Raw genomic sequence first — 14,832 nt, forward strand, 5'->3', positions numbered from 1 at the left:
TATAAATTCCTCTAAACTTAGTTGCAGTTAAACAAAATCATCAACGAGGAATTCAATATGTTTACAGTTATTTTTGGTCGTGAAGGGTGTCCTTTCTGTGTTCGTGCAAAAGAGCTGGCAGAGCGCTTAAAAACAGAGCGTGACGATTTTAACTATCGCTACGTAGACATCATCAAAGAAGGTGTGAGTAAAGCAGATTTGGAAAAGTCAGCAGGCAAACCTTGTCCGACTGTGCCACAGATTTTCTTAGATCAAACGCATATTGGTGGATTTACCGATTTTGAAGCCTATGCAAAAGCAAATTTAGGTTTGTATAATAATTAAACAAGGCTTCTTTGCAGAAAAGTAAAAAGCCCTAAAAGCCTTGAAATTGTTACTTTGCTGTAAATTTACACAAAACAAACTGATTAAATTTCGCACAACATCAGTCACATATAAATTAGTTCTAATTTATACAAGCAATTGCTGGGCTTTTCCTATACAATGCGCGCCTCTTTAAATTCGTTGAGGCGCATTAATGTCAGAACCAGTCACGTTTGAATCTTTAGATCTTTCACCTGCAATTTTAAAAGCAGTCGAAGAGCAAGGATATAAGACACCATCTGAGATCCAAGCTCAATGTATACCGTTATTGCTAGAAAGAAAGGACGTACTGGGACTAGCGCAGACGGGTACAGGTAAAACAGCAGCATTTGCATTACCACTATTAAACAATATTGACCCGGCTACGAAGCAGCCACAAATTTTGGTGTTAACACCAACACGCGAACTTGCTATTCAGGTAGCAGAAGCATTTGAACAATATGCTAAATACACTAAAGGCGTTGAAGTACTAGCGCTTTACGGTGGTCAAAGCTACGGCATCCAGCTAAGTGCTTTACGCCGCGGTGCACAAATTATTGTTGCGACACCGGGTCGTCTTATCGACCACATCAACCGTAAAACGATTGATTTATCGCAGCTTAGTGCACTAGTTCTAGATGAAGCTGACGAAATGCTTCGCATGGGCTTCATTGAAGATGTTGAAAACATCATGGAGCAAACACCTGAAAACAAGCAAACTTGTTTGTTCTCAGCAACTATGCCTAAGCAAATTCAGTCTATTTGTACTAAGTACTTAGACAACGCTGAGCAAGTTCGAATCGCAGCACGTAACTCAACTGTATCAACAGTTGAACAAGTTTTCTGGCGCTCTACTGTTCATAAGAACAAAGCAATCGTTCGCTTCCTAGAAGCTGAAGATTACGATGGCGCAATCGTATTTGTACGTACACGTAATGATACTGTACAACTTGCAGAACTACTTGAGCGTGAAGGTTTCTCTGCTGCACCATTAAATGGTGACATGAACCAACAGGCACGTGAACGTACAGTTGATCGTTTAAAAAGCGGCTTAGTAGACATCGTAATCGCAACTGACGTTGCAGCACGTGGTCTTGACGTTGAGCGTTTAAGCTTAGTTATCAACTACGATATCCCGCAAGACAGCGAAGCATACGTTCACCGTATTGGTCGTACAGGTCGTGCTGGTCGTACTGGTAAAGCAATCTTATTCGTGAAAGGCAATGAGCGTTATTTACTACGTAACATCATGCGTCACACTAAGTCTGAGATTGCAGAAGTTGAATTACCAGATGCGAAAACAGTTGAGCAAAAACGTATCGCAGCATTACAAGCTAAGCTTACTAATGCACTAGAGCACAAAGACATTACTTTCTTCAATGAAGTTGCTGTAGATCTTGCTCAAAAGCTTGAACTAAGCGCTGAAGACTTAGCGGGTGCGTTACTAGCGCTTGCACAAGAATCTTCACCGTTAAAAGTTGAAGAAATTAAGCGCGAACGTCGTGAACGTGATGATCGCCGTGGCCGTGATGGTCAGCGTAATGAACGTGGTGGTGAGCGTCGTGGTCGTGAACGCGGTGACCGTGGCAATCGCAACAGCAGCCAAACACCTATGGATACATACCGTATTGATGTTGGTCGTGATCACGGTGTACAAGTTAAGAACATCGTTGGTGCAATTGCGAATGAAGCTGATATCTCAAGCAAGTTCATCGGTGACATTCGTTTATTCAACGAACATAGTACCGTTCAGCTTCCGAAAGATATGCCAGCTGACGTATTAGGCCATTTCAAGAACGTATTTATCTGTAAGCGTCCTATGAACATGACCAAGAGTACACACCCTGCTGATCAAGCTGGTGGTGGTCAAGAGCGCGGTTTCCGTGGTGAGCGTAATGATCGTGGTAACCGTGGTGAAGGTAAGCGTAGCTTCCGTGATAACCGCGGTGGCGACCGTAAGCCTCGTCGTGATGGCGAGCGTGGTGAACGCAAAGAGCGTCGCCCAGTAAGCTTCACAGCTTAATCGCGCAGCTATGAAAAAACCCGCACATGTTGCGGGTTTTTTATTTTGAGGCAAAAAAACTTGAAGGTAACTAGTCAAGAAAGGGAAAACTAAATCGCGCTAGGCGCAATTGAGTTTTTTTAGTACATTTTCTACTTCAAACTCAGCTCCACAGATTAAACCACTAGCTCGATTATGTTGCCAAGGCTGCCCTATTTTAAAAATTCCCAAGGTTTCAGCTGCGCTTATGTCAAACTCACTATTGCCGTTATATAACTGAGGAATATCAATAAAGCTAAAGTCATCTTTATAGCCAACCGCGTTAATCATCATATGTGGCGTGAGTTTTTCTCCATTATCAAAAGTGACACAATTATAACCAACTGAAACGACTCTGGATTTTAAATCAACTCCCAAAGCTATAAGTGCTTCATTATTGATATTCGTATCTGGGAAAGGGTCTCTACTTTTTAAAAACTGAGCGATTTTAAAGCTCTTAGGAAGCCTTAAAAGACCAAGCCACTCCAGAAATGAAAACGTTTTAAGTCCCAAAATGTGCTCAGGAAATAGATTGCGCTTTTTGCCTTTTGCTAGGTAAACCTTATTTTTATCACTGAGCTTTTTCGCAATTTGCCGACCAGAAGCACCATCCCCCACAACTAATATTTGCTGATTTTTGAAGTCCATTCTCTGTAATTGCTCTAAATCTAACTGGATAAATTGAGCACCTTCGTTAAAGAGTTTCACAGGCGTATTAAAGGCGCCGGTGGCTAAAACAATTTGCTTCGCTTTAATCACTCCATGCTCGGTAAAAACAGAAAACCCATTTATTCCATCATGAGTTACTCTTAATACATGACAGTTTGTTTTAATTGCCAGCTGATGATGCAAGGCAAACTCTGATAAATAATCAGCAAATTCATCTTTAGTTAAATAATCTCCTTGAGAATGAGGGATATAAAAATCAGGGAGCCGATTTAACTTATTAGGGGTGAATAAGGTTAAGCCCTGATAACGTTTCCTCCACTGGTCGCCAACATACTTGTGTTTATCAAGGATCAAATAATCAATGTTTAAGACTTTTAAACGGCTTCCAAGCGCCAGACCCATATGGCCTGCACCGATAATTAACACATTCGTTTGTAAATTCATAACCACTCCAGAATAAGAAGTGATTATCTTAAGAGGTCTACATCGTTAAAGATTGAATAAACTGGCTATCGATTTAATAAGCTGTGAAGAGACTATCTATGAAGATTTTGTCTTCGAGGCTGTTAACTTAGCGAGTCTCTTATAGGTTTCATGATAACCCTGAGAGAGATCACTAAAGTTTATTCTTGGCATAAGCTGCGTCAGTTTATCAAGCTCATTGAGTTGTTCATAAACTTCAGCGGTTCGTATAAGTATTACCGCTAAAAACCTAGGATTATTTTGCGCTAATAATAACTCTTCTGTGCGTTTAAAATGCTCAAGCGCTAACTCATGTTTCTTCATCAATTGATAAGTTCTGGCAACATTAGAGTAAGCCACTACTTTTTTTGCATCATGCTCTGTGTTTTTAATCCAATCTAAAGCGAGCTTGTAAAATTTCGCAGCACGCTCATAGTTTTGCCAAGTAAAGAAGATATGTCCTTTGTTAGTATGTAATTCAAGGTGAAATACAGGGTCGCCTCGTTTACCAAACTTGTTTTCGGCCAATAACAATAATTGATACGCTTTTTGTCTATCACCAAACACATATTCAAGATTCGCAATTTCTACCATACGCATAGGATCTTCAAAGACATGATAAATTTTCTCTAGTTTAGAAATAGCCAATTTCGCATAATGTTTGGCTTGTTCTCTCTTACCAAAATAAGCCAATGCTTTTGAGTAGTAATAATTAAGCTGTAGCTCAAAAACATCAGGCATACTTTCTATTGCAAAAAGCGGAGTAATTGTTTGTTCTAATTTTCTGAACTCTCGCTTATCGTAGTAGTAATCTAGTTTATAAGAAATAAGTTTAAACCAAGCTTTAGAATAAAGAGGCACAGAGTCGCTCTGCCTTTTTAGCAAGGCTAAACAAGCTTGCTCCCCTTCTTGTAAGCAATAAGACTCATGGTCGCTAAAGTGCTCTGAAGCATTTGCAGTAGAAGAAAATAATAGAAAAAATAGCAACAAAACAATCATAAATTTAGCGTATCTGCTAACACAACAGCATTAGTCTAGACTAAGCAAACTATAAAACTGATAAGAAAAAACTATTAAATATTTCATTCATTTACACGTCATTACAAAAACACAAACCAAAAGAACTAAGAAACAAAATTAAGGCAACCCTTTATAATGAACAAGGAGTTCAAGCAAATATGTTTTTTGTACTTAACAGTATAAAAAAGGAGGGAGACGCATCACCAAACAAGAGGAAGCTAAAATCGAAAGATTAAAACGACCCAGATGTAGATTTATTTTATAGTTTGAAACAATTCTTGAGTTGATGAATTTCGACTTTGACTCTTCAATTCCGATTACATCGCGGCTGTTTTATTTTGATTATCCACTTTTTAGAATAATACAACTGCCCTCAGCGGAAGAGTCAACCGCCAAACTCAAACCATTTACACCACATAAGCGCTCAACCAAAGACAAACCTATGCCAAAGCCGCTGCTGTTCTTCGCTTTTACACCTTGTTGCTTAGCGTGTTGAAAATCAAAACCACAGCCACTGTCTTTTATTTCAAATACACCATTTCGAGCACGAATTTTTATACCACCTTGCTCGGTATAACGCACCGCATTTTGCACTAGGTTTTCAATGATGATCTGCAAGCTTTGCGGGTCTGTATTTAACGTAAAGCTAGGCTCTAAATCACACCCAATTTAGCGCTTGCTGCATAAAGCCTCTAATACCAATAGCATACTCACTTCTGACACTAATAAAGCATCATTAAACTTTAATCGCTCAATATGATAGTGCTGTCCATTGTTAACAAAAACTTCCTTCTTTTTTGGATATTACTCAAGTGAGTAGTGGATCTTCTCGGGTAGTGCCTGATGATGTTAATAAACTCTAAAATAACTTTTGCTTAGTGAATTGTACTGCCCCTGCTTAGTGAATTGTAATGCCCCGATACCTCTTAGCTTTGCTCTAATCTATGCCGCTCTTTCATAACTTAGCGATGGATAAATTCATCTTCTACCATGAACATAAAAATAAAACTCAAACAGACAAACAGACCTGGGTTGTTCAGGTAAATAATCCCAAATAGGCAACAAAACAGCTTTTTGTGGTGCTAAACATTAACTTTCTAACTTCAACGACTTTCTATCCTCAAAGTAAAACCAACACCATGTAAAGTCGCCGACATATCAAAAGAAAACAGTTTATCGAGTTGCTTACGAATTTGCTAAATATGAGCCAAGCGCGCCTGACTCTTGCTGCTCTGCACACAATACCTTTGTAATTAGGTCGCTGTAACTTAAAGGTTTTGAGTGAGACTCTGCAATTGCCTGTAAGATTTAATAATGTAATTTCGATAAAGGGGTCACACTTTGCCAACGTTCAACGACTTGGGTATGACGGTTGATTATCAGCTCGCCAATTACTAGTACATACTCTGCCACAACTCTTTTTCGCATAAATATTAATGACATCTGGTAAGCCAAATATACTCAGCAAACGCTAAAGATAAACTAGTTATTGATTAAGTTAGCCCTATTTATCTCATAAGAGAAAAGGGCTATTTTCATCTTAAATACCTTTATTGCTCAACATTCAATGCCTTCAACAAAGAAATATAACTTTCATGATAATGAGGTGATAAATCATCAAACTCGACGAGCTCAAAATAGTCAATAGCCTCATCGATATCTTTCATTTTCAGCTTTACTTCAGCAATCCTTAATGCAATTACATTAATAAAATTATTGTCCTGCTGAAGCTGCAATAGCGCATAAGTTTTTTGGTAATATGTTAGAGCCTCTTCATATTTCAATAAAAACTGGTTAACTCTGGCTAAATTAGAATATGCGACCATTAACTTATCATCATGGCCTGTATTGTTGATCCAATTTACTGCTCTACGGTAAAAACGCTCTGCGCGTTGATAGTTTTTCCATTGATAAAAAATATGCCCTTTATTCGTATTAAGCTCGAGGTGAAAGACAGGATCATTTCTATCTCCAAACTTGTTTTCGGCAACGAGCAAAAGCTTGTATGCTTTTTGCTTATCTCCAAATACATACTCCATGTTGGCAATTTCAACCATACGAAGTGGGTCTTCAAAAGTATGATAGAGAGACTCAATATTTTGTATGACATAATTAGCATATTTCTTGGCTTCTTCAGGCCTACGAAAGTACATTAGGGTCTTAGAGTAAAAATAGTACAGTTGGATCTTAAAGCTTTCAGGTTGATTTTCTATTTGAAGCAATTGAAGAATGAGTGATTCTAATTTTTTGAACTCAGTCTTATCGTAATAATAATCTAACTTGAAAGTCATCAGCTTATACCAGTTTACAGAATATATCGGTAAAGCTTGCAGCTCGTTATCGATGAAGGTTAAACACTTAATGTCTCTTAGTTCTACACAGAAATCAGTGTGATCATTATAGGTTTCAGACGCTACAGAATTACTTGAAAGCAAAATAACTAAAGTTAACAAGAGTAATTTAAACATGTTGCTATATTTTAACTAAACAGATTTTATTGTATATTAATCAACAATAGTTTCGCATAGTACTAAATCACTAAAGTGAACCAGTTTATCGCAAAGTAATCATGCTACCCTCAGGCGATGAATCAACCTTCAAATTCAAACCATTTATGCCACATAAGCGCTCGACCAAAGACAAACCTATACCAAAGCCGCTACTGTTTTTAGCTCTTACGCCTTGTTTTCTTGCGTGTTGAAAATCAAAACCACAGCCACTGTCTTTTATTTCAAAAACAGCATTTCGAGCACGAATTTTTATACTACCTTGCTCGGTATAACGCACCGCATTTTGCACTAGGTTTTCAATGATGATATGCAAGCTTTGCGGGTCTGTATTTAATGTTGAACCCGGCTCTACCTCACACTCAATTTCGAGGTGCTTTGCGCTGATTTGCTCAGCATAGTTCAAAATACTTTGCTCAATGAGCGGCTCAACAAGTACCGGCTGTTTAGTGAGTTGTGTTTCGCCACGAGCAACGAGTAATAGACTCTCTACTGTCTTTTGCATATTCTCAGCAGCATGGTGAATACGCTTAAATACGCCCCGCTGTTGCGCTGTCAGTTGCTTGTCAGCCTGTAGAAGCTCACATGCACCTAAAATACTGGTGATCGGCGTTCTCAGCTCATGACTGGCATCTCGGGTAAACTGAAGTTCTCGCTCGACAAACTCAGACACTTCATTGAGGGCATTTTCTAAACTATTAGCAAACGCCCCAAGTTCGTTATTAGCAAATGGTGCAGCAAAGCCTTTTGGAAGATGCTCTGGGTCACATGAGTTAAGCAATTCGCTAAGCTCAGTAAGTGGTTTTAAAGCGCGTTTTGAGAAGAAGTATGCCAATAAGGCACTCAACAGCAACATGATTGCCGCTAAGATACCTAACAAAATAAGCGCTGGCTGCGTAAAGCCTCTGACAACCAATAGCTGACTCACTTCTGACACCAACAGCGCATCATCAAACTTTAATCGCTCAATATGGTAATGCAGGCCATTATCTCCAAAGATCTCTTTCTCTTTTGGATACTGTTCGAGAGAGCGCTGGATCTTTTCGGGCAATATTTCTTGGTTGTTATAAACCCTAAAATAACTTTTGCTGGGTGAACTGTACTGCCCTATTGCCTCGTAACTTTGCTCTAATCGATGCCGCTCCTCCATAACTTCACGGTGGATAAATTCATCTTCTACCGTGAACATAAAAATAAAACTCATACCGACAAACAGGCCTGAGTTGATAAGGGTAAATAACCCAAAATAGGCAACAAAACGGCTTTTTATGGTGCGAAACATTAACTTTCTACCTTCAAAGTAAATCCAACACCGTGTAAAGTCGCCAACATATCATAAGCAAACGGCTTATCGAGTTGCTTACGAATTTGATAAATATGTGAGCGAAGCGCGTCTGACTCTGGCGGCTCAGCCCCCCATACCTTAGTCATCAAGTCGCTACGACTTAGAGGTTTAGGGTGAGACTCTGCAATGGCCAGCAAGATTTGATAATGTAAATTCGATAAGGGGATTACACTTTGCGCACGTTCAACGGCTTGAGTCTGGCGGTTTATTTTCAACTCGCCAATTTCGAGGACATGATCTGTCGCAACCCGATGACGCATTGATAAAGCTTCAATGCGCACCAAAAGCTCTGCCAGCGCGAAGGGTTTAGTCAGATAATCGTCAGCACCCTGTTTAAAACCACTTAGTTTATCGTCCAATGCGTCGCGTGCTGTAAGCATAATAATGGGGATATGGCGGGTACTTTGTGTTCTCAACTGCTGACAAACCTGTAAGCCGTCGAGGCCGGGTAACATGACATCTAATACGATGACATCAAAATAGCTATTCATCGCCAATTCAAGCCCTTGCGTGCCACTATAAGCAAAATCAACTTCATGACCTTGTGCCATCAAGTAATCCCCTATGTTGGCAGCAATATCAGTTTCATCTTCGACCACTAAAATTGATAATGCAGATGTCATACCCTATCCATTCTTATTCTTTTCAACCTAATACGATACCTCGAGTATGCCATGCCACACCGTGAAGGTAATGTGAAATTCACTTTCACATCGCTTTCACACCTAAGCCAATAAGCTCATTACATCTTATTAAAGGAGCAATTGATATGGTTAAGAAAATACTTTTAAGTTTATTGGCTGTGGTTTTAGTTCTTGTGACAGCCGGGTACTGGGCTTACAACCTAATAGACAGAGACGCTTTTAAGCATGATTTCAAAAACACTCAAAAGGCAGATCTACCTTACATTACAGAAAATATCCCTGAGCACAGAGGCAAAATATTAACGGTGGTTACCAGTCACAGTGAGCTAGGCAATACAGGCAAAACCGTTGGCTATGAATTGACTGAGTTATCACGAGCATATTATGTGTTTGAAGCCAATGGTTTTAGTGTCGATATCGCCAGCCCACAAGGTGGCAAGCCACCACAAGTGCTTGATGGCGACGATATGAATCAATACGACTATGCCTTTTTAAACGATGCAGCGGCAAGCAAAAAGCTTGAGCACACCTTTAAGCTCAGTGAGGTAAACCCAGATGACTATCAAGCCGTGTATTTTGTCGGCGGTAAAGGCACCATGTTCGACTTTATTGATAACCCAGATATCACTCGTCTTGTTGAGCATTTTTATAATAATAACAAGGCCATTGCCGCGGTTTGCCATGGACCTGCTGCTCTGATCGGCGCTAAAAACAGAGAAGGTGACTATATCGTTGCGAATAAAGCCATTACTGCCTTTACCAACGATGAAGAATTATTGCTTATTCCTAATGCGCCTGAAGTCTTTGGTCAATTGCTACAAGATACACTAACAGAGCAAGGCGCTAAATTCAGCGAAGGTACAATGTATCTCAATAATGTTGAAATAGACGGCAACTTAATTACAGGGCAAAATCCATGGTCTGTATGGGCCATGGCAGAAGCCACGATTAAGCAGTTAGGCTACACGCCAAAAGCGCGAGAGATCACTGCGGAAGAACACGCCGTCACTATTTTAAACACTTATCACCAGCAAGGCTCTGAGCAAGCCCTTGCCGTTGCAAAATCCTTGCTAGAAAAACAGCAACCATACATGCGAAATCTAGTGTTTATTCATTCTCTTATGGCATTTATGCAGTTTGATGTGATTGAAGGAGTTAGCTTATTAGTCTTCGTACAGCAGTTGAAGAACTTAACTTAACCTTTTTTTGGCCGTATAGACTGCTTTTTACTGCAATAGTTTGTACACTTACAGCATCAAAATAATCGATAAAAGAGAATTGTCATGACAATTGAGCGCAAACACACAAAACAACGTATGAGCCGTATTGTGGTTCACAACAATACAGTTTATCTATGCGGCCAAGTGTGTGCTGATGCCACACAAGGTATTAAAGAGCAAACGCAAACCATGCTAGACAAGGTCGATGCCCTACTTCTAGAAGCAGGCTCTGATCGCCAACATATGTTAAGTGCTACAGTATACATCAAAGACATGCAATATTTCGCCGAGATGAATGAAGTGTGGGATGCTTGGGTCCCTGAAGGCCACGCTCCTGCTCGCGCATGTGTTGAAGCTGCGATGGCGCGCCCTGAGTTACTTGTTGAAGTATCAGTGGTTGCTGCGGTTAAAAACACTTAACCTGTTAATCATTAAAATGAGCAAAAAACTTTGTTTTTGCTCATTTAATTTAACCTGAGCTTTGGTTAAGAGATTTACTAAAGTATTGATATTGAAATGATAACTACTTTTTCAAGTCTGCAGCCGGAGACTTTTAGCGATAACAAGGCGAATTTACGCATCAATAGCTGGCCTATTGTAAGTAAATTCAACGCTGTGAGCGCTGAGAGTAGCCGCTGGAGATAGATTTATTATCCAAAGCTCAGGTTAATTCACTTAAATCACAATATTTGATGGGCGTTTCAGCTGTTCAAATACGTCATCAACGCGTTTGACGCCCAAATCAAATTCAGCGCGACTACTTGGCCCACCAAGGGTAAAGCGTAAACCATTTAAAGTGTGATCAGGCGGCTGTTTAGGATTTTCAAACACGTCTAATGTACGCACTTCGACTTTGTTGGCTTTTAATTGCCCCGCCAAAGCATGCATGTTCAATTCACTTGCTAACGGAATAAATACATTTAGCCCTGCAAATACCGCGGTCATTTGATGTTTTTCGAAAATGGCTTTGAGCGTAGCAATACGATAGCGAATTTCTTCTGCCAGTTTATCTTGGTTATAAGTAAACTCTTTGCTTTTTAACGATCGCATCAAAAGCTCGAAGTTCATCATAGACACCGCCCAACATTGGCTGTGAATTTGTTTTAATAAGGTTTGCTGCCAAAGTACCGGCGCAAGCACATAGCCGGCTCGCAAGCCGCCTGCAAAGTACTTAGAAAAGCTCGCAATATAAAACACTCTATCAGGTGCTTGCTGCCAAAGCGGTAAACGCCACTTACCCGGCAAGCAGTAATTCACATCATCTTCCAGAATAAAAAAATTGTAGCGGCGACTCAGTGCTAACAGTTGCTTTAATTTTTCATCGCTATAACGCACATTCGTCGGGTTTTGGCAGTTTGGGGTAATGTAAATGGCTTTTACCGAGTGAGTTTTACACGCCTGCTCAAGTGCTTCTAGATCTAAGCCATCCTCTTGTACCGCAATACCTAAGGTATTCAAATTAAGCGCGTCACAGGCATGATAAAAGCCGGGATAACAAATGCTTTCATGCACCACAAAATCATTGGGCTGACACACAGACGCTAAACTTGCGTAAATCCCTTGCTGTGCGCCTTGGCAAAAAACTACCTCATGTTGCTCACACTCAAGTCCTTTTTGCTGCAACCAACTTTTAAAAAAGCGTTGATGATGTGGCAAACCGTTGAGTTTATAAGTCATTAGCTGCTCTAACTCTACTGGCTCATTGGCCAAAGATTGCATGGCTTTAGCCAACACTTGCTGCTGCCCCATCATGGGCTGCATGCTTGAAGCAAAATCTGTTTCAGAGGCAAATTCACTGACTTGCTCTTTGACCGCAACAAAAGTTCCTGCGCCAAGTCGAGCAGTCACCACCGCCCTTTGCTCTAACAAAGCATAGGCCCGTGTCACCGTACCATGGGTGATCGATAGAAAGTCAGCGAGCTGACGTTGTGGCGGTAATTTCTCACCAAAGACCAGTGCTTCTTCAGCAATCGCCTGTTCGATTAACTGCGCCAAAGCGCGGTATTTTGGGTGAGCTTGTGAAAGTGTATTAAACCTATCTTGATCTGGCTTCCAAATTGTATTCATAACAATAAAATCATTGCTGCTTTTTAAGCATTATGACAATTAATAAGGTAAGTACAAAACAATTAATTGTATCAATACAATACTTAGGAGCGTTTTACCATGAGTGCCGAGTTGCTTACTTTAATACCAGCCCTTATTTTATTTTGTTTCGCCGCCGCTTTTACACCGGGACCTAACAATATCTTACTGACTTATTCTGGTGCTAACTTTGGTGTTAAGCGCTCACTTAATCATGTCATTGGTATTCGCGTCGGCATGACCGCAATCCATATCATTATGCTATTTGGCTTAGGAAGTTTGTTCTTAGCTCTGCCTGTACTTCATGCCACTTTGCAAGTAGTGGCATCGCTATATATCGTTTATCTTGCGGTAAAAATTGCTCGCACTAGCACGCTAAAGAAGCAAGATTCGCTGCTTGCCGAGCCGATGAGTATTAAACAAGCGGCGCTATTTCAAATCGTTAATCCAAAATCACTCACCATGATCATCTCAGTATGTAGTGCACTGACCTTACCTGGCGACCTGTATTGGTACTCTGCCATTATGGGCTTAATCATTTTTAATATTGTTGGAATCTGCTGCGCATTATTTTGGGTGACGACAGGTAAATACATCAGCAAGTACTTACAATCACCTCAGAGTCTGAAGCGATTTAACCTGATCATGGCGGTTCTATTACTTGGTTGTTTACCCCTAATCTTTATAGCATAGGAGGCGATGATGCAATTAGCTCACCAATTGACCCCATTACAATTTAAAGAAGTCTTTAGTTTTTTGTCAGAGCGTAGCTATTGGAGTAAAGGCATAGACGAAACGCGGCTAAAAAGGGCGATAGATCATTCTTTGTGTTTTGCGCTAGTCGATGGCAAACAATTGTTGGCTTTTTGCCGTGTAGTAACTGATCACGCTACCTTTGCCAATTTATTAGATGTGTTTGTACTTGAGCCCTATCGCGGCCAAGGGTTAGGTAAGAAGCTAATTGATGCTGTGATGACACACCCTGAGCTGCAAGGGTTAAGACGTTTTACGTTAGCCACCAAAGACGCCCATAGTCTGTATCAGCAATTTGGGTTTAATGGATTAGCCAACCCAGAAATTGCCATGGAGAAGTATGTAACAGATATTTATTGCAACCCTTTTAATTAAGAGGTCTATTTTGAAGGTTGGTATTAACCAAAGTTTAAATGAAACAAAATAATGGGCCAGCCTTTGCCAAGCCAGCCCATTTAATGTAATTAACTTTCTGCTGGCTGCAACTTAGCTTGCTTCTTTGCAAAACTTGCTAAATACGCTTTTCGCCACAAGGCTTCAAGCGGACCTTGTTTGAATTGACTAAGATACCAATTGGCAAAAACAAGCTGGAAAAGGATCATCCCCACAGCCATTGCCAAGTAATCAATCATCGACGCTGATAAGTGAACCTCAGGGAAAACCCAACGAAGTAGAACCGCTAAAACAACAGATTGCATAATGTAAAGCGTAAACGCCATGCGTCCCGGTGCTTTGAAGATTTCTATCCAACGGTGGTTGTTTTTAAGTAAATAGATCACACCATGAATATATAGAATTGACATAAAAATTGCAGAGATGCTTGCCAGCAACGAACTTGCTTGATTGCCAACACCCAAATAAATAAAACGAGTCACAATGTCTAAGGAAGTTAAAACGGCAGCCAAAATCAGTGTCAACTTAAACTGTTTCGCGTTTAAGCCTCGCTTAAAAAAGCCAATGCGGTAGAAATATACGCCGAGTAGCATTAAACCTGCTGCTTGCCAAAACACCCAAAATGGTGCGGAAAAAATGATCATGGCAACGACTGACGCTTGTGAGATGACTTGGAAGCCATAATTACCAACCCACTCATTATATGCCTGCATAAAATCTTCAGAACCACGAAATGAATTTGGAATAAACTCCGCTGCCAGCAAGATCAAGATAGTGAACACAGTACTTAATACTGCGCCGATAATTAGCCAGTTTCTCGCCTTTTTGAAAAGCTCTTGTGTTGGTAGAGTGAGATTTTTCAGTATGACCAAGCCACATACAGCATAGAATAAAAGGATGTCGCCACCAAAAATAAACACACCATGGATAAAGCCAAAAACTATCAACCAGTTAAGTCGTGATTTTAAGAAGTCTTGAGAATTAAATCCTTTCTTTTCACAACTTTTCATTTGAATGGCTAAACCCGCACCAAATAAGATACAGAACAGTGTTCTAAATCGCCCATCGGCAAAAATAGCATTGAAGGTATCAACCCACATATCTGTTTGAGGTGTGATATCAAAAGGTACATAGCCCACTGTGATAATGCCATGAAAGTAAATATTCATCAGCAAAATGCCTAATATGGCAATGCCCCTTAAAACATCAATAGATTGGATTCGCATGTTTTCCCTCACAAATTAGATATACTTTGTACCATCATATCGTTTAGCTTCTAAAATGGCATAGCTAAGTTGTAAAGAATTGTCATGATTAAATAAATATAAACGCCTGCGTATATAACACAGGC

At 40.1% G+C, this 14,832-nt stretch carries 15 protein-coding genes; 6 read left to right on the forward strand and 9 right to left on the reverse strand.

Features of this window, described 5'->3' with window-relative positions:
- Window positions 1–57 precede the first annotated feature (57 nt).
- Together ACGHEH_RS15615 and ACGHEH_RS15620 are read left to right on the forward strand one after the other, a co-directional pair.
- Entirely contained in the window at window positions 58–324 is a 267-nt protein-coding gene (locus ACGHEH_RS15615) for a GrxA family glutaredoxin (protein WP_390447052.1), read from the forward strand.
- A gap of 193 nt (window positions 325–517) precedes the next feature.
- Entirely contained in the window at window positions 518–2,365 is a 1,848-nt protein-coding gene (locus ACGHEH_RS15620; RefSeq protein WP_390447054.1) for a DEAD/DEAH box helicase, read from the forward strand.
- Between the two features lie 99 nt (window positions 2,366–2,464).
- Here ACGHEH_RS15620 and ACGHEH_RS15625 read toward each other — a convergent pair whose 3' ends face one another.
- From ACGHEH_RS15625 to ACGHEH_RS15655, 7 genes are all read right to left on the reverse strand, one after another.
- Window positions 2,465–3,496 carry an NAD(P)-binding domain-containing protein gene (locus ACGHEH_RS15625; RefSeq protein ID WP_390447057.1) on the reverse strand — a complete coding sequence of 344 codons (1,032 nt, stop codon included), beginning with the start codon at window positions 3,494–3,496 and terminating at the stop codon, window positions 2,465–2,467.
- A gap of 96 nt (window positions 3,497–3,592) precedes the next feature.
- Entirely contained in the window at window positions 3,593–4,513 is a 921-nt protein-coding gene (locus ACGHEH_RS15630; RefSeq protein WP_390447060.1) for a tetratricopeptide repeat protein, read from the reverse strand.
- A gap of 363 nt (window positions 4,514–4,876) precedes the next feature.
- Window positions 4,877–5,152 carry a sensor histidine kinase gene (locus ACGHEH_RS15635; protein ID WP_390447061.1) on the reverse strand — a complete coding sequence of 92 codons (276 nt, stop codon included), beginning with the start codon at window positions 5,150–5,152 and terminating at the stop codon, window positions 4,877–4,879.
- Between the two features lie 690 nt (window positions 5,153–5,842).
- Window positions 5,843–5,977 (reverse strand): hypothetical protein, encoded by a 135-nt coding sequence (locus ACGHEH_RS15640; protein WP_349287504.1) that lies wholly within the window; start codon window positions 5,975–5,977, stop codon window positions 5,843–5,845.
- 107 nt (window positions 5,978–6,084) lie between these two features.
- Window positions 6,085–7,002 carry a tetratricopeptide repeat protein gene (locus ACGHEH_RS15645; protein WP_390447064.1) on the reverse strand — a complete coding sequence of 306 codons (918 nt, stop codon included), beginning with the start codon at window positions 7,000–7,002 and terminating at the stop codon, window positions 6,085–6,087.
- Window positions 7,003–7,087: 85 nt separating this feature from the next.
- On the reverse strand, window positions 7,088–8,323 hold the full coding sequence (locus ACGHEH_RS15650; RefSeq protein ID WP_390447067.1) for a sensor histidine kinase: 1,236 nt from the start codon (window positions 8,321–8,323) through the stop codon (window positions 7,088–7,090).
- Window positions 8,323–9,009: a response regulator transcription factor gene (locus tag ACGHEH_RS15655; protein ID WP_349287501.1), complete on the reverse strand. Its 687-nt coding sequence runs from the start codon at window positions 9,007–9,009 to the stop codon at window positions 8,323–8,325. The genes ACGHEH_RS15650 and ACGHEH_RS15655 overlap by 1 nt, the downstream gene beginning before the upstream one ends.
- 146 nt (window positions 9,010–9,155) lie before the next feature.
- Between ACGHEH_RS15655 and ACGHEH_RS15660 the strand changes: the two genes are divergently transcribed.
- Entirely contained in the window at window positions 9,156–10,229 is a 1,074-nt protein-coding gene (locus ACGHEH_RS15660) for a type 1 glutamine amidotransferase domain-containing protein (RefSeq protein ID WP_349287500.1), read from the forward strand.
- An 84-nt stretch (window positions 10,230–10,313) separates the two neighbouring features.
- On the forward strand, window positions 10,314–10,670 hold the full coding sequence (locus ACGHEH_RS15665; protein WP_349287499.1) for a RidA family protein: 357 nt from the start codon (window positions 10,314–10,316) through the stop codon (window positions 10,668–10,670).
- 255 nt (window positions 10,671–10,925) lie between these two features.
- Here the strand turns inward: ACGHEH_RS15665 and ACGHEH_RS15670 are convergent, their stop codons facing one another.
- Window positions 10,926–12,317 carry a PLP-dependent aminotransferase family protein gene (locus tag ACGHEH_RS15670; RefSeq protein WP_349287498.1) on the reverse strand — a complete coding sequence of 464 codons (1,392 nt, stop codon included), beginning with the start codon at window positions 12,315–12,317 and terminating at the stop codon, window positions 10,926–10,928.
- Between the two features lie 99 nt (window positions 12,318–12,416).
- Between ACGHEH_RS15670 and ACGHEH_RS15675 the strand changes: the two genes are divergently transcribed.
- Together ACGHEH_RS15675 and ACGHEH_RS15680 are read left to right on the forward strand one after the other, a co-directional pair.
- Window positions 12,417–13,028 carry a LysE family translocator gene (locus ACGHEH_RS15675; protein ID WP_349287497.1) on the forward strand — a complete coding sequence of 204 codons (612 nt, stop codon included), beginning with the start codon at window positions 12,417–12,419 and terminating at the stop codon, window positions 13,026–13,028.
- A 6-nt stretch (window positions 13,029–13,034) separates the two neighbouring features.
- On the forward strand, window positions 13,035–13,463 hold the full coding sequence (locus ACGHEH_RS15680; protein ID WP_349287496.1) for a GNAT family N-acetyltransferase: 429 nt from the start codon (window positions 13,035–13,037) through the stop codon (window positions 13,461–13,463).
- Window positions 13,464–13,552: 89 nt separating this feature from the next.
- On the opposite strand, the gene ACGHEH_RS15685 is transcribed toward ACGHEH_RS15680, so the two are convergent.
- Window positions 13,553–14,707: a DUF418 domain-containing protein gene (locus tag ACGHEH_RS15685; protein WP_390447071.1), complete on the reverse strand. Its 1,155-nt coding sequence runs from the start codon at window positions 14,705–14,707 to the stop codon at window positions 13,553–13,555.
- Between the last annotated feature and the right edge of the window lie 125 nt (window positions 14,708–14,832).

The organism is Pseudoalteromonas sp. MTN2-4 (assembly GCF_042848605.1).
Classification (GTDB): domain Bacteria; phylum Pseudomonadota; class Gammaproteobacteria; order Enterobacterales; family Alteromonadaceae; genus Pseudoalteromonas.